We start from the raw sequence: 16,438 nt of genomic DNA on the forward strand, positions 1-16,438 counted from the left end.
GCCGATGTCGACGATTGCGCCCCCCAGCACGCTAGGCCTTCGTGCTTTCCGCCCAGGCGATGATCGTTTTCCCTTGCTCGACCGTCAGCAACTCACGGTGAATCCGATCGCCTTGGGCAGCCAAGCGCTTGGCATCCTTGCTACCGTACAAGCGCTGTTCCCAGGTCTTGATGTGAGCCTGGAAGAATTGGTTGGCCGGATCGGCCTGCCCGGCATAGTGGTAGTGCACCGCCCAGAGATACTTCCCAGGCTTGCCGTCCTTGCCCTGACGCAGCCGAACAGCGTACTCGTCCAGAGCCCCTCCATCGCTGAGCACCTTGCGATTGCGCTGGTACTGCACTTGAATGAGGTTGTGCTCCTGGAGAAAGCGCATGCCTGCAAAATCAGGGAAGCGCGTTGTCTTGTACAGCTCCGTCAACAAGGACTCCCGCCTGGCCGGCCATTGGGCAAGCTGTTCCTTGACCTGCAATGCGACGGTTCCCGAATTGTCGCCAAACGCATCAGCCAGATGCTGCAGCTCGCTAATTTGCTCATCTATCGCCCGTACCAGCAGACCGGGCTTGAGCTTCTGGTCGACAGGCGTTCGAAACAATTGGTCTCTGGCAAGTACCTCCGAGGCCTGGGCAAGCAACTCGCTCTCGCTCACCGTCGGCGTAGGCGCAGGGGGATCCACCACCTCGACCCACTCCTGCTCCTTGCGCTCGAAGTGGGCGATCACCTGATTGCTCCCTGGGTCGCGGACTTCCAGTACGGGCTTACCCTTCACCTCGATCCGCTCGCCCACCACGATCTGGCCATCGGCTCTGTGCGCCACCGCACGAACGCGCCCACTCGGATCGTATGCGCCAACAGCCGGGACTGACTCGCCATCCGAGGCACTGATCGCCTCGACCAGGCGATCGCCCGCATCCTTCTTGAGCAGCTCGATCACCTCGATATATTGATCGAGCCTGCTCATGTTCAACAACGCACTACCTTCACGCCTGATGTCCATCGCACCGATGATCGCCGAGGTGTATTCGTCCCAGGCGCTTTGCAGGGCCTCGACCTGATCGGAGGCCGTCAGACTGCCGAACTGCGCCTCGCCATGGGCATAGGCCGCGGCGCGCAAATGCACGCTCATCAATGTCTGGCGATAGCGCGCGAGCTTGTGTGTCGGATCCGCCATCTCATAGTGGATCGTCAGTTCGCAATAGTGCACCGCTTGCTGGAACTGGATGTCCACGGTCGTCAGGGTACGCTGCTTCATCAGCTCACCGACCCGCAGCACAACACGGTCTTCGGAATCCCTGACCAGCTCTCCCTGCGGATCGAGGTAAGGCAATTGCTGGTCGAGCTGGCTGCTAAGCTTGATCTGGCGCTCTTGCAACAGCGTCGTTTCGCTTATGCGCTGGCGGAACGTCTGGTAAAGCTCGGGGACCTCGGTGACGATTCGGCCATGCAACATACTCCCCAATTTGCTGAGACCGGGGTAGTCGATCATGTCACTCAGGCGCGGCGTAGCCCCCCAAATGCTTCTCACGATGGTCTCGCGAGAGAAGATGATCTGCGCCTCAAGAGTGATACGGTCGAGTACTTTGGCGATGCCGGGACGCCGCTGCATGTCGATCAGTTTCTCTGCACCGGAGATGACCTGGAGATCGTTTTCGACCATTTTCTCCATATGAACGACATAATCGCTGCGCGCTTTTTCGAACGCGGCTTTCGTATCGCTTAGTTTCTTCTCGCTCAGAGACAGCAATAGATCGCGCTTGTCTTTTTCGAGCCCGCTGCTGCTTTGCTCGATATTGCTCTTGAAGGTTTGAGCTTTATCCCAGTCGACTCGACAGCCCGTTTCGATTTCGCTCAACTCGAACGCATCAGCCTTGAACGTGTCGTAGTTGTTGATCAGCGCCCTGAGTGTTCTCGCCTGGCTCTCGACCTGTGCCTGAGTGACCCGCGAGCCCCCTGTCCGCTTCGGCGCACCACCCAAGGCAAAACCATCGATTCGTATCCGCCAGCCACCGTCGTGAAACAGCCAAGGGCCAGGCTCACCGACCGGGCCAACGATGCGCCGCCCCTCCCCCTCGAGCACCACCTGGTATTTGTCACCCAGCACAGCGACATAGGAGCGCCCGTCATGCTGGTAAACATCGTTGTGGGGCACCACGCCCGCCAGATCGACGACAGCCTTGAAAGGCTTGAGAATCTCACGCTGCGCATAGGGACCAACACCCCAGCCGTGCCCCAGCGAGACATGCCCGGTCCAATCCTGCAATGCCAGATCCTCCGGTTCATGCCTGACCTGCTGCGCTACCTGCGCCACACGGAACGGTTCACGTAGCGCCGGTCCGGCCAGCCTGGACGGCTCCGACTCAGGTCCGTAGGTTTTTGGCCTGGTTTCAGGAAGGCGTTCATGCAGCAGCGCCATGGCCAGGTTGGCCGCCAGGTCGACAGCGAGAATCGTGTCGGCACCTTCGGGCCTTGTACCTTTTTCCGTTTCCAGCAAGGGCGCCAGCAAGCCGGCGACCCAGGCCACCTTGCCCAGCGCCCCCGGCAGCACGGGAGCGACGAGATCGAACAGCAACCACCCAAAGCGCTTGATCGTGGCCCACCTCTGCTGGGTGTTGGAAATGGCGCCACGTCCTGCCAGCAGGATCAACGCTCGGCGCTTGTCGTCATACATCCATGTATCGATGTCCGCCAGGAACGGACTCAGGGCCAGCCTCACAGGCTTGACCGGTTCCGGCCAGATCGAGGTATCGAAGATGACTCGCCGCAGGTGCGGCTCCAGGAAACCACCTCGTGCATAAACGTTGAAAACCGTTTCAGGCAGCCATTGCAGAACACTGTCCTGAAGCTCGCCCGCCGCGCTGATCACGTCCATCAAGGCGGCCTCGTCGGCGTAGCTGAGCAAAGACTGTTGTTGGTAAAGCGGACGATACAGCAATACCGCCGCGGGCTCGCGCAGGCGAATGACGTACATGTACATGGCGGCATCCCGCCGCTGACTGTCCGCATCGGCCTTGAACGCCAGGGGCGCGATATCGATGTTGCCCTTCAGATCCCTTTCGCTGCGGCAGAACTCGGCCAATGCTCGCCAGCACGCGGCGTCCAGCTTACCCTCGACCTTGGCGCGCAAGGCATCGAACAGCAATGCGCAGCGCCACTCGCGACCGAACCGTTCGATCCGAGCGGCCTGCTGGACCGAATCGTCGAGCAGAGTAGCGACGTATGCCGGATAGGTGCCACCGATATCGACCCTCTCGACCAGCTCGACCACCTGAACAGGCGTCATCCAGGCGGCCAGCGGTTTTCCATCGCGATGGCTGATCGAGGAAATCAGCGCGTCCTCCTGGCCGTCCAGACGAGCAATGGAAAACTCGGCCAAGGTCTTGCTGCCCACGGGCTTGAGTTTCACCGGCAGCTCCACGTCGACGATAGGGTCCGGTACCGAGACATGGACCAATACCTCATCTGGCGCCGGGCCTGGCTCATCCGGATGATCCAGAGCCATCTGCTCCTTCAGGCGCCGCACCGCGAAAGCGTGCAGGTCCTCCACCCCGTCGAGCGAGGTCTTTCCTCGGGAAAGCCCCTGGGCAGCGGCCAGGTCCAGCATGGCGACCTGGTATTCGAAACGGTCCGGCTCCGACGCCGCAATCAGCCACCCCGGCAGGTCAGGCGCGTTACTCTGCAGCGCGAAGAGGTCGTCAGCGTAGAAATACCGAGAAGGATCGACCAGTCGCGCCAAGGTCTGCTCCAACTGTTCGGCACTGGTGATATCCACCATACGCAAGCGCTCGACATCCGCCAGCAGGCTGTCCAGCAATAAGCCCGACTGCTGCAGGAAAGGATCGGCAGTGAACGTACGCCGCTGCCAGGTCAGCTCATCGAAATCCAAGCGCTGCGCCAGCTCGTCGCGCAGGTTGTCGGTGAAGTCCGCCAGTGATTCGAAGCGCTGGATACGCCCACCGGGCTCGCAACGCACGATGAGCGTGCTCGTCTCGCGCTCGGCTTCGATCAGCAGGTCTGGCAGCAACTGTTTGAACGAAGCACCATCAACCGTGAAAGTCAGTTCGATAGCCGAAACCGAGGCACTACTCTTGAGTCCCAGCATCAACGCATAGAGACAGTCCTTCTCCTCATCGCCCCAGCCGGAGCGCACCACGTGGTTCAACTGGATCGATCTCAGCACTTCGCGCATCCAGCCATGCCGGCTGATGTGTGCAATGCTCGCGGTAGCACCGTTGTCCTGATCCCAGAAGTTCGCCTGCGCTTGCTGGAACTTGGCGACCAGAGACTCCAGCAGCTCGTTGAAAGCGTCGTTGAGAGGGGCGAGGGGCAGTTCGATCGAGTCGTCGTCACTGTCGACGCCGGTCACCTGCTCGAAGAAATCTTCCAGGTAGGAAAACCCAAAAGCCTTCAGGCGTAGCGTATCGCGCACACCAAAGGCGACCCTCTGGCCTTGCACGAACACACCCAGCAACAACGACAACAACCTTTCAGGTCGCAGCTTGCCGTCCAGGCCGGGACGAACCAGCGTGTAGGGCTCTTCAGAGTGATGGTCGATCGTGGCCGTGACCTTGTCAGGATCATGCTTGAGCAGGAGCTCATGGATTGCCTTGCTCAGGACGTAACGCAGCGAGGGGCGCTGGGCAAACTGAAGCACGACGGCTTCTCTGATGGTAACCGGGGGTGTCGCAGGGGTAGCCATGGGTAGATTCTCCGCTTGGTGATTACGGGCCTACGCTAAGCCGCTGCGGCCATCGCCACGCGCTACTCATGCACTACCATCGATCTTTGCTCGCATGAGCCTGGACAACCGGCCTGCACCGGCGCTCGATCAGTGAAGAAAGATGCCCCGGTTGAAAAACCGGGGCATTGGTTGAGGCGGCTACATCCGCATGGCGATGCTCATGACGGACCAATCCCGCCGCTGCATGGCCAGTTACCGTCGCAGGGCGTCACCGGTTGAATGGAATGATGTCCTTGACCTGCTCGTAGGTAATCCGACCGTAGTTGACGCCAGGGCCTTTCTTCATGCGCTGGCTCGCGATCTTGAGATGGCCGCGCGTAAACGCGGTGGCGACATCCCCTTGATGATCGAAATGGAAATGCGCGACCCAAAGCTCGGTGCCTTTCCCCGAACCGTGGGGAGTGTTCAACCAGTGGATCATGTACTCGTCCATGGCCGAGCCATTGGCGATGACCGAGCGCGACCTGTAGGTGATTCTCAACCGGCCATGCTCGAACAGGAATCGCAGGGCCTCGAGGTCTGGATAGGCGGTGCCCTTGTACAACTGGGTCAGCCAGTTCTCTTTGTTGGTTTGCCATTGCGCGATACGCGCCTCGATACGTTCTGTCTGCTCCCCCGCACGCTGCAGGGCCGCCCTGGCGTCCTCGAGTTGTTGCAGATGCCCGTTGACCAGCTCGATCAGCGCCTCGGACCCCGCATCGCCATCGAGGTAACCCCGCGCAATCGCCTCCACCCTCGCGCTATCGGCCAGCGCCTGGGTTTCCAGATGCCTGGCGATGTCGATCAACTGCGCGCCTTTGCCGCCGCCAGCCGTAGCAGAGGCTGTGTCCGAGCTCGAGCTGGATTCAGTGTCCGACTCCGATTCAGCCTCACTCTCGGACACCGGTCTGGAGACGGCCTCCGTTCTGGAAACCGACCCCGATTCGGACCCGGATTCATCGCCAAGCGCGAGATCGGCAGCTCCTCCGGTCTGGACCCAATCCCCGTGTTCATTGGCTTCGAACTGCAACAGCACCCTGTTGCTCAACGGCTCGATCACCTGCAAGACCGTCGTACCGTCCTCTTGAACGACCTCGCTGGCGATGACCAGTATCTGTGCTCGGGTCCGCACGGCGCGGTAGCCGGTTTTCACTGGATAGGGCGAAATCTCGACCGCTACCGGCTCGCCCTCGGCTTGCGCCTGCGCCCGGAGCAAGTCCGCCGCCATGGCGTCCTTGAGCTCGTTCATGCGCGCCTTGTAGCGCCTGATCATTTCCGGGTCGTAGGTCTCGGTGTCTCTGTGCAGGAGTACATCGGCCTTCACGATTGCGTTGCCATATCGACGCCAGGCAGTCTGCAGGATCTCCAGGCGATCATCGATGCTCACATCGCTCATCAGCACATTGCGATGCGCGGCACTGACGACACGCAAGGAGAGACCCGCCAGCTGTCTCGAGACACGTGCAAGCCTATGGACATCGGTGACCCTGGTGACATCGAGCGCCAGGTTGGCGTAGCCCAATGCAGCATGGAAGCGATAGTCGACATAGGTTTGCTGGCGTTGCTCGATCAGTTGCTCCCGGCTGAATGAGTTCTCCAGATAGCTGACCTGCGCCTCCGGCGGCAGCTCGACGACCCGTTTGTCGATGAGCGCCAACGCACGGATCATGAGCTCTTCGTTTTCGACAGCTTCACGCAAAGCGCGTTGGTAGATGGGCCATTCGACCGCCAAGTCACTGTTCGCGGCAAATGCTCGCTCTCGCGCTTCACTCAACTCCGGAGACCTGTTGGCTTTGGTCAGAACGCTCAGCAACGTGAAACCTTCCCCCACCAGCAGCCTGAGAGAAACACCATACCGTTCGTCATGGTTGAGGAAGGGGACTTTTCCCTTCTTGGCTTTATCGAGCAGTGCCAGAAGATCGTCGTTGTGAACCATCATGGAATATCGAATGCCCTCCCGCTTCTGGGCGGTCTCGCGAATCGTCACAAGCTGACTTTTGACACTCGCTTCCAGCACCGCCATTCTCTTGTATGCGGTGCTGCCAGGCGCATGCACTGCGGCCCTCTGGAGCTTGAGGTCGGCATTGTCTTTGTTCAGCGTCTCCTGCATCTTGGAGATGTTGTCGTTCATCCCCCGGATCGTAGTGTTGCAAGCACTGATCTTCTTCAGGATCTCTTGCCCTTTGGCCTGATTTCTGCGCGTAGAGCTGGCAGCTCCCGCTGCGCGCCCCCGGCCCGAGCCCCCTCTGAGCCCCAGGTCGAGCTCCCAACCTTCACCGCCTGGACGCAACCAGGGGCCTTCCCGGCCATCGGACGTCACGATTCGCGCGCTGCCCCAATCCACGCGCACTTCGTAGGGCCGTCCGTCGAGCGCCAGGTACAGGTGCCCATCCACCTTCACCAGTCCGCGCATCGGCCATTGCCGCTCGACCAATCGACCACTCAAGGAGATCGACGCCTCGTACGTCGCCAGCTGTGCCCGCAATGACGGTGTCAGAACGTTGAAGCGCTGCTCGTTCCAATCGCAGGCCTGCAAGGCCGCGCGGTCCTCCATCGCCTGCTCGGGGGCAGGCGCCTCTACGACGCGCACTGGCCGCGATGCCTGGACGTCAACGTCTTCACCGGACAAACCGGCCTGCTCCCCAAACACGGAGGCTGGAGCCTCCCAAGGCACCATACGCCGGGGCGGACCTTGCAGGGTGACGGAGTTGTCGTTGACGGCAAGCGTTGCCTGGCCATCCTTGGCCCCCTGCCCGTGAACCAGCAGCATGGCCAGGTTGTTGAGCACGTCGACCAGCGCGAGCGACTTCTGCGCATCGTCGCCGCTGGCCAACGCACGAAAATCATCCGGCAGGCTATGCACCAGCGCCGCCAGCCACGTCACGGCGGCCAGGGGACCTGGCAGCATGGGCGTGACCAGGTTGAACAACAGCCACCCCATCTGGTTGGCGATTGCCCAACGGCGCTGTGCGTTCGACACGGTCTGCCGCGAAGCCAACATCAGCAGCATTTGACCCCGGGCCTGGTACATCCGCGCATCGAGATCGGCCAACCAGAATTTCGGCGTGGCCTTCGCCGGCTCACGCAGGCTCTCCAGATAGGTTGCCACGTTATCGGTTTCCAAGGTCAGCAAGTGCATGATCGACTTCAGCGCATCATGCAGGTGCGGTCGGCTGAAACCACCGTTGTCATAGACCGAACGCACATCGTCAGGCAGCCAGTCCAAGACATTCTGCTGCAGTTCACCCGTCTCGCGCAGCTTCACCATCAAGGCATCCAGGCCGGCAAAGGGCAGGATCGCCTGGGTTTCGTACATGGGGCGGTACAGTATCCATTTGTCCAGCAGGTTGAAGCGAATCACGAACATGCCCAAGACCTTGTCCGCTGACTTGGCGCCCGGTGCGCACTTGAAGGCCAATGGCGCGATGCTCAAGTACTCGGCGAAATCCCGGGTACTGCGACAGAAAGCCGCTACGACCTGCCAGCATTCCTCATCCAGGTGCCCTTCGATCTTCGCCCGCAGTGCCTGGAACAACAATGCGCTGCGCCATTCGGTGGCAAACCGAGCGATTCGATCAGCCTGGCCGGCACTGTCATCGAGCAGGCGTCCGGCATAGGCCGGGTAGGTACCGCCGATGTCCGCGCCTGCCACCAATTGGTTCACGTAGGCTGGGTTCATCCAACCATTGACGGCTTGGCCATCGGCCCGGGTTACGCCCGTCACCACTTCCAGCGCTTCGACCGACGGCTGGGTATACGCCAGTTCCGTCAGACTGAGGCGCCTTGCAGGCTTCAGGGCTGCTGGCAACTCGACGTCCACCGCCGGATCGGGAACCGCCAGGGTGATCAGCAACTGGTCAGGGTCGTAAGGCGTCCGCTGGGGATGGTCGGCCTGCATCCGCTCGCTCAAGCGGCGCACGGTGTAGGCATGCAAAGTCTCTATACCGTCCAGCGAGGTGACGCCCTTGGAGAGCGCTTGGCGGGCGCCCTGCTCTTGCAACGCCATCTGGTATTCGAAGCGATCGGCACTGCTGGCCTGGCTTAGCCAGGCGGGTAGCTCGACCGTGGGCAGGTCAAGACTCGGCCCCACGGTTTCGGGAAGATCGCGCGATGGATCACTCCATATTTCGAAGCAGGCCTCTAGCGCGTGAATCGTGTCGGCCTGCCACAGCTTCAGCCGCTCGACGCGCTCCAGCGTGCACTGCAGCAACAGCCTCGCCTGCCCGGAAAAGGGGTCTCCCTGCAGCAGGCTGCGCGACCATGACAGCGTGTCGAACCGGTAGCGGGCGGCGAGCGAGTTCCTCAAAGCCTCGGCGAACCCCAGGATATCGTCGAAGACTTGCACGCTTGCGGAAGGCTCGCACCACACCAGCAGACTGCCCTCTTCGGCCTCGCCGCTGATCAGCAGGTTCGGCAACAGCTCCCGGTACTCGCTGCCATCGACCGTCATGCAGCACTCGACAGCATGCACCTGCACCGTGCCGCTGTTCCCCATCAACACCCCATACAGCAACGTCTTGATCGGCTCGCTCAAGCCTTGGTGCTCGACATTGCGTGCCAGGGCTGCCTTGAGCATCTGCATCATCCAGTCGACACGCACGACGCCCACGTCTGCCTCGCTGCCGTTCCAGAAACTGACCTGGGCCTGCTGGAACCGATCGACCAGGCCTGACAGCAGTTGGTCGAGGTCATCATTCAACTGGCTCAGGTGAAGATTGACCGCCGATGGAGACATGTCCCGGGTGATCACCTCGGCAGCACGAAAACGGTGTGGTGGATTGAGGCTTAGGTGATCATCGTCAGTCAGTGCAACCTGGCCCCCCACCAGAAACACCTCGAGCAAGTAATCGAGCAAGGGGGTGTAGCGGACCCATCCGGTCGCATCCCGCGCACGCATCAGGGTAAACCCTGCCAGGCTGTCGAGGTGCGGGTAGCTGCTGATGACCAGCGGATAGTGCCGGACAAGGATCTTGAAACACTCCCTGCCCAGTACCTGGCGCAGCGTGGGTCGATGGGCGAACTGTCGTGCGACAGCGTCCTTGAGGGTGAGTGAAGGTACAGTGATTGTAGCCATGAGAGTACTCCGGTCGAGGATTCGGAGGACCACGCTAAGCCGCGGCCAGCACAGCCAGGCGCTACTCTTGCAACACCATCGCCCACAACGACGAAGGGCCCGACGCTTGCGCGCCGGGCCCCTCGCTCATATCAGCCGTGATCAGCTGTACACACGCCCCAGCAGCTGGCGGTGGCTTTCGAACTGATCGAGCACGTCACGCACGATCTGCTCGCGGGTGAAGCCCATCAGGTCGTATTCCTGGCTGCCATCGTGCAGGTACACCTCGGCACGGTAGAAGCGCTGGCGCACTTCCGGCTCGCCTTCGACCGGCGCTTCGCTCGGCGCGGCCAGGTAGCCGTCCAGGCTGGCTTCGTAGACGAACGGGTTGCCCTCTTCCATCATCACCCGCAGGCCCATCATGTTGCGCGACTGGCCGACGCGGGTCTCGACCTCGAAGCCCAGGGTGCGCAGTTGCTCGGCGGCCTCTTTCAGCGCCGGGCTGACCTGCTTGTCCATGAAGCGCTGGACCACGGCCTGGGTCGGTTGCAGCTCCAGCTGGCTCAGGCGCTCGCTGAAGCCACGACGACCACGGGCGGCCAGTTCGGCGCGTTCGCTCTCGACCGCGACGTCTTGCTTCATGGCTTTCATCAGGCCGAACATGAACAGCACCAGGACCACCGAGAACGGCAGGCCGGCCAGTACCACCATGGTCTGCATGGCTTCGAAGTTACCGGCGAACAGCAGGCCGATGGTGACCAGGGTGATGACCACCGACCAGAACACCACCATCCAGTGCGGGGCATCCTCGTCGACCTTGCCGCCTTTGCACGACAGGTTGGCCATCATCACCGCGCCGGAGTCGGCCGGGGTGAGGAACAGCACGAAGCCGACGAACACCGCCACACCGATGACGATCTTGGCGGCCGGGAAGAATTCCAGCAGCTGGTAGATCGACATCGACGGCTGTTCGAGCGCGGTCTTGCCCAACTCCACGGCGCCCTGGTTGATCACCAGGTCCAGCGCAGTGTTGCCGAAGATCGACAGCCAGGCCAGGGTGAAGCCCAGCGGGATCAGCAACACGCCGCTGACCAGCTGGCGCACGGTACGGCCCTTGGAGATACGGGCGATGAACATGCCGACGAACGGGCCCCAGGAGATCCACCAGGCCCAGTAGAACACGGTCCACAGGCCCAGCCAGCGCTCGGACTTGTCGCTGTCGCCTTCATAGACGTAGAGGTCGAAGGTCTTGAGCACGACACCGTTGAGGTAGTCGCCGACGTTCTGCACGAAGCCATTGAGCAGGTGCAGGGTGTTGCCGGCCAGCAGCACGAAGATCAGCAGGCCGCTGAACAGCAGGATGTTCAGGTTGGACAGGCGGCGGATGCCGTTCTCCACGCCGGACACGGCCGCCACGGTGGCCACGCCGGCCATGACCAGGATCACCACCAGCAGGTTGGTCTTGCTGTGATCCATGCCGAACAGGTATTCCAGACCGGACGCCACCTGCATCGAGCCGATGCCGAGGTTGGTCACCAGGCCCAGCAGGGTGACGAACATGCCGAAGATGTCCACGGCATGGCCGGCGCCGCCCTTGACCCAACGCTCACCGACCAGCGGGTACAGCGCCGAGCGCAGTGCCAGCGGCTGGTTGTGACGGTAGGCGAAGTAACCCACGGCAAGACCCACCAGGGCGTAGATCGCCCAGCCGTGCAGGCCCCAGTGCAGGAAGGTCAGCTGCAGGCCCTGGCGCGCGGCCTCGAGGCTGGCAGGCGTGCCTTCCGGCGGGTTGAAGTAATGGTCCAGCGGCTCGGAGGCGCCGAAGTACAGCAGCGAGATACCGATGCCCGAGGAGAACAGCATGCCGGCCCAGGCGCCGTAGCTGAAATCGGGGGTGTCGTCCTTGCCGCCAAGCTTGAGCTTGCCGAAGTCGGAGAAGGCCAGGTAGACGACGAACAGCAGGTAACCGCAGATCACCAGCATGTAATACCAGCCGAAGGTACGGGTCAGCCATTTCTGGGCGACGCCCAGCACCTGGCCGGCGGTTTCGGGGACAGCGATCAGCAAGGCAGTCAGAACGAGGATCATCATCGCCGAGGTGAAGAACACCACGCGATTGACCCGTACCCGCTCGGCGGGAGGCTTTGTCAGGGAGGCAGAACTCATTGCACGAATGCTCCGGGCAGTGCGGCAGTGGAGGCTATACAGTTATTTCCCGCGCAATTGGTGCAATAGCCCTACTGCGCAAGGTGTTATAAAAGGCACCTGGAAACCGTGATCCCGAATCGAAACGCTGCAAAAAAACAGACCGGCCGCCTGTCGCCTTGCCACGCACTCAGCAGAAGGTGCGCGCATTCGCCACAGACCACCTGGCCCGCTCCAAGGGCCGCCCGCGCAGTCCATGACCGCTCGGCAGAATCTGTCCTTTGCATCGCTCATGCCCGTCAACGCCTTGTATTCCGGGGGTTACACGATTTCCTGGGGTGTCGATTCGTGCCCTCTTGACCGCCTGAAAAACTGTCAATGGCACAAATTGTCGCAGAGCTTATTCTTTATTGATTGAACGTTCAATCAAAACAAAATAGACTGGCCTTCGCCGAGGCAGCCGCTCGTCGTCTGTCCGCAGGCCTGAGGAGATAGCAAGATGCCCAAGGTCGGTATGCAACCCATCCGCCGCCAGCAGTTGATCGAAGCCACGTTGCAGGCGGTCGATCAGGTCGGACTGGGAGATGCCAGCATTGCGCTGATTGCCCGTTTGGCCGGCGTGTCGAACGGCATCATCAGTCACTACTTTCAGGACAAGAACGGCCTGATCGCAGCGACGATGCGCTACATCATGAACATGCTCAACGAGGGTGTGATCGCGCGTCGTCAGGCACTCACGGACGACAGCCCGCGTGCCCACCTGAAGGTGATCATCGAAGGCAACTTCGATGCGAGCCAGGTGAATGGCCCGGCAATGAAAACCTGGCTGGCCTTCTGGGCCTCCAGCATGCACCAGCCGTCTTTGCACAGGTTGCAGCGGATCAACGATCACCGCCTGTATTCCAACCTGTGCTGCCAGTTCCGCCGCGTCCTGCCGCTCTACCATGCGCGCAAGGCCGCCCGCGGGCTGGCGGCCCTGATCGACGGCCTGTGGCTGCGTGGCGCCCTGTCGGGAGATGCATTCGACACCGACCAGGCGATACGAATTGCTTACGAATACATGGATCTACAACTGGCTAAACAGCAGTCCCTGGGCACAACCGACCAGGTCTCTGAACAGCCGCGCGCAGCGACCAGCCAATCGGCAGGAGCGTGACGCGGCAGCCAACCACACACTGCACTTGCGAGGACACTATGGCCCGTTTCGGAACGCAAAAACTCTACATTGATGGCGCTTACGTCGACGCTGGCAGCGACGCCACCTTCGAAGCCATCAACCCGGCCACCGGCGAAGTCCTCGCCCACGTGCAGCGCGCCACCCAGGCTGACGTCGAGAAGGCCGTCGAGAGCGCCGAGCGCGGCCAGAAAGTCTGGGCGGCGATGACCGCCATGCAGCGTTCGCGCATCCTGCGCCGCGCCGTCGACATCCTGCGCGAGCGCAACGACGAGCTGGCCATGCTGGAAACCCTGGACACCGGCAAGTCGTACTCCGAGACCCGCTACGTCGACATCGTCACCGGCGCCGACGTGCTGGAATACTACGCAGGCCTGGTACCGGCCATCGAAGGCGAGCAGATCCCGCTGCGCGAATCGTCCTTCGTCTACACCCGCCGCGAGCCGCTGGGCGTGACCGTCGGCATCGGCGCCTGGAACTACCCGATCCAGATCGCCCTGTGGAAATCCGCCCCGGCCCTGGCCGCTGGCAACGCGATGATCTTCAAGCCGTCGGAAGTCACCTCGCTGACCACCCTGAAACTGGCCGAGATCTTCACCGAAGCCGGCCTGCCGAACGGTGTGTTCAACGTCCTGACCGGCAGCGGCCGCGAAGTCGGCACCTGGCTGACCGAGCACCCGCGCATCGAGAAAGTCTCCTTCACCGGCGGCACCACCACCGGCAAGAAAGTCATGGCCAGCGCCTCCAGCTCGTCGCTGAAGGAAGTGACCATGGAACTGGGCGGCAAGTCGCCGCTGATCATCTGCGACGACGCCGACCTGGACAAGGCCGCCGACATCGCCATGATGGCCAACTTCTACAGCTCCGGTCAGGTCTGCACCAACGGCACCCGTGTATTCGTGCCTGCCGCGATGAAGGCCGCCTTCGAAGCCAAGATCGCCGAGCGCGTCGCCCGCATCCGTGCCGGCAACCCGGAAGACGAGAACACCAACTTCGGCCCGCTGGTCAGCTTCCAGCACATGGAAAGCGTGCTGTCGTACATCGCCAAGGGTAAAGAAGAAGGCGCCCGCGTGCTGTGCGGCGGTGAACGTCTGCTGGACGGCGACTTCGCCAAGGGCGCGTTCGTGGCCCCGACCGTGTTCACCGACTGCAGCGACGACATGACCATCGTCAAGGAAGAGATCTTCGGCCCAGTGATGAGCATCCTCAGCTACGAGACCGAGGAAGAAGTCATCCGTCGCGCCAACGACACCGAATACGGTCTGGCCGCTGGCGTGTGCACCAACGACATCAGCCGCGCCCACCGCATCATCCACAAGCTCGAAGCCGGTATCTGCTGGATCAACGCCTGGGGCGAATCGCCGGCAGAGATGCCGGTTGGCGGCTACAAGCAGTCGGGCGTCGGCCGTGAGAACGGTGTCAGCTCGCTGGCTCAATACACTCGCATCAAGTCGGTCCAGGTCGAGCTGGGCGGCTACAACTCGGTCTTCTAAGGCCAGTTGCAAGCCCCAAGCTTCAAGCTGCAAGAAAGAGCCGGTCGGCGTCATGCCACCGGCCCTTGCAGGCCTCATCCATTCGCGAGCTTCGCACGACTGCTTTTTCTTGCAGCTTGTAGCTTGAAGCTTGCCGCTCAAATGGGAGTAACCCATGGAATACGATTACATCATCGTCGGTGCCGGCTCGGCCGGTAACACCCTGGCCACCCGCCTGACCGAAGACGCCAGCGTCTCCGTGCTGCTGCTGGAAGCCGGTGGCCCCGACTACCGCTTCGACTTCCGCACCCAGATGCCGGCCGCACTGGCCTTCCCACTGCAAGGCCGCCGCTACAACTGGGCCTACGAGACCGACCCGGAGCCGTTCATGGACGGCCGCCGCATGGAATGTGGTCGCGGCAAGGGCCTGGGTGGCTCGTCGCTGATCAACGGCATGTGCTACATCCGTGGCAACGCCATGGACTTCGACGGCTGGGCGGAACTGCCAGGCCTCGAGGACTGGACCTACCTGGACTGCCTGCCGTACTTCCGCAAAGCGGAAACCCGCGACATCGGCCCGAACGACTACCACGGCGGCGAAGGCCCGGTCAGCGTGGCCACGCCGAAAGCCGGCAACAACCCGCTGTTCCACGCCATGGTCGAAGCCGGCGTGCAGGCCGGCTACCCGCGCACCGAAGACCTCAACGGCTACCAGCAGGAAGGCTTCGGCCCGATGGACCGTTCGGTAACCAAGAAAGGCCGTCGTTCCAGCACCGCCCGCGGCTACCTGGACCAGGCCAAGAAGCGCCCGAACCTGACCATCGTCACCCATGCCCTGAGCGACCGCGTGCTGTTCGACGGCAAGCGCGCCATTGGCGTGACCTACCTGGTAGGTGACAGCGAAGAGCGCGTCGAAGCCCGCGCACGCAAGGAAGTCATCGTTTCCTCCGGCGCCATCGCCTCGCCGCAGCTGCTGCAGCGTTCCGGCGTCGGCCCGCGTGCCCTGCTGGAAAGCCTCGACATTCCGGTGGTCCACGACCTGCCGGGCGTCGGCGAAAACCTGCAGGACCACCTGGAACTGTACCTGCAGTACGCCTGCACCCAGCCAGTGTCGCTGTACCCCTCGCTGCTGTGGTGGAACCAGCCGGCCATCGGTGCCGAGTGGCTGTTCAACGGCACCGGCATCGGCGCCAGCAACCAGTTCGAGGCCGGTGGTTTCATCCGTACCCGTCCTGAGTTCAAATGGCCGAACATCCAGTACCACTTCCTGCCGGTGGCCATTAACTACAACGGCTCCAACGGCGTGAAAGAGCACGGTTTCCAGGCGCACATGGGCTCCATGCGCTCGCCGGCCCGTGGTCGTATCCAGGCCAAGTCGAAGAACCCACGCCAGCACCCGAGCATCCTGTTCAACTACATGTCCACCGAGCAAGACTGGCAGGAGTTCCGCGACGGCATCCGCCTGACCCGCGAAATCATGGCCCAGCCGGCGCTGGACCCGTACCGTGGTCGCGAGATCAGCCCAGGCGCCCATGTGCAAACCGATGAAGAGCTGGACAAGTTCATCCGCGAGCACGCCGAAACCGCCTTCCACCCGTCCTGCTCGTGCAAGATGGGCACCGACGACATGGCGGTAGTGGATGGTGAAGGCCGCGTGCACGGCATGCAGGGTCTGCGTGTGGTCGACGCGTCGATCATGCCGCTGATCATCACCGGTAACCTCAACGCCACCACGATCATGATCGCCGAGAAGATCTCGGACAAGATCCGTGGCCGCAAGCCGCTGCCACGCAGCACCGCCAAGTACTACGTGGCGGGTGATGCACCGGTGAAAGGCAAGGCCATGCGTGAAGTGAAGCAAGGCTGATGCCCGCACGGGG

At 62.0% G+C, this 16,438-nt stretch carries 6 protein-coding genes; 3 read left to right on the plus strand and 3 right to left on the minus strand.

Annotated features, from left to right (window positions below):
• Positions 1 to 31: 31 nt before the first annotated feature.
• From ACYUME_RS24435 to ACYUME_RS24445, 3 genes are all read right to left on the minus strand, one after another.
• Positions 32 to 4,693, minus strand: a complete 4,662-nt coding sequence (locus ACYUME_RS24435; protein WP_460417303.1) for a dermonecrotic toxin domain-containing protein — start codon at positions 4,691 to 4,693, stop codon at positions 32 to 34.
• 250 nt (positions 4,694 to 4,943) lie between these two features.
• Entirely contained in the window at positions 4,944 to 9,788 is a 4,845-nt protein-coding gene (locus tag ACYUME_RS24440) for a dermonecrotic toxin domain-containing protein (protein WP_460417304.1), read from the minus strand.
• Between the two features lie 141 nt (positions 9,789 to 9,929).
• On the minus strand, positions 9,930 to 11,876 hold the full coding sequence (locus ACYUME_RS24445; protein WP_279880366.1) for a BCCT family transporter: 1,947 nt from the start codon (positions 11,874 to 11,876) through the stop codon (positions 9,930 to 9,932).
• A 535-nt stretch (positions 11,877 to 12,411) separates the two neighbouring features.
• Between ACYUME_RS24445 and betI the strand changes: the two genes are divergently transcribed.
• The 3 genes from betI (at position 12,412) to betA (ending at position 16,425) form a co-directional block, all read left to right on the plus strand.
• Positions 12,412 to 13,068: a transcriptional regulator BetI gene (gene betI, locus ACYUME_RS24450; RefSeq protein ID WP_460417306.1), complete on the plus strand. Its 657-nt coding sequence runs from the start codon at positions 12,412 to 12,414 to the stop codon at positions 13,066 to 13,068.
• A gap of 38 nt (positions 13,069 to 13,106) precedes the next feature.
• Positions 13,107 to 14,579, plus strand: coding sequence for a betaine-aldehyde dehydrogenase (betB, locus tag ACYUME_RS24455; protein ID WP_460417308.1), 1,473 nt, complete (start codon positions 13,107 to 13,109; stop codon positions 14,577 to 14,579).
• 154 nt (positions 14,580 to 14,733) lie between these two features.
• The gene (gene betA, locus ACYUME_RS24460) at positions 14,734 to 16,425 is read left to right on the plus strand and encodes a choline dehydrogenase (RefSeq protein ID WP_460417309.1); all 1,692 of its coding nucleotides are present in this window, start codon (positions 14,734 to 14,736) and stop codon (positions 16,423 to 16,425) included.
• Positions 16,426 to 16,438 lie beyond the last annotated feature (13 nt).

The organism is Pseudomonas sp. microsymbiont 2, assembly GCF_054788395.1.

Bases quoted from the DNA above. Each gene is read 5' to 3' on its own strand.
- ACYUME_RS24435 (WP_460417303.1), bottom strand. From the start codon at position 4,693: ATGGCTACCCCTGCGACACCCCCGGTTACCATCAGAGAAGCCGTCGTG.
- ACYUME_RS24440 (WP_460417304.1), bottom strand. From the start codon at position 9,788: ATGGCTACAATCACTGTACCTTCACTCACCCTCAAGGACGCTGTCGCA.
- betI (WP_460417306.1), top strand. From the start codon at position 12,412: ATGCCCAAGGTCGGTATGCAACCCATCCGCCGCCAGCAGTTGATCGAA.
- betB (WP_460417308.1), top strand. From the start codon at position 13,107: ATGGCCCGTTTCGGAACGCAAAAACTCTACATTGATGGCGCTTACGTC.
- betA (WP_460417309.1), top strand. From the start codon at position 14,734: ATGGAATACGATTACATCATCGTCGGTGCCGGCTCGGCCGGTAACACC.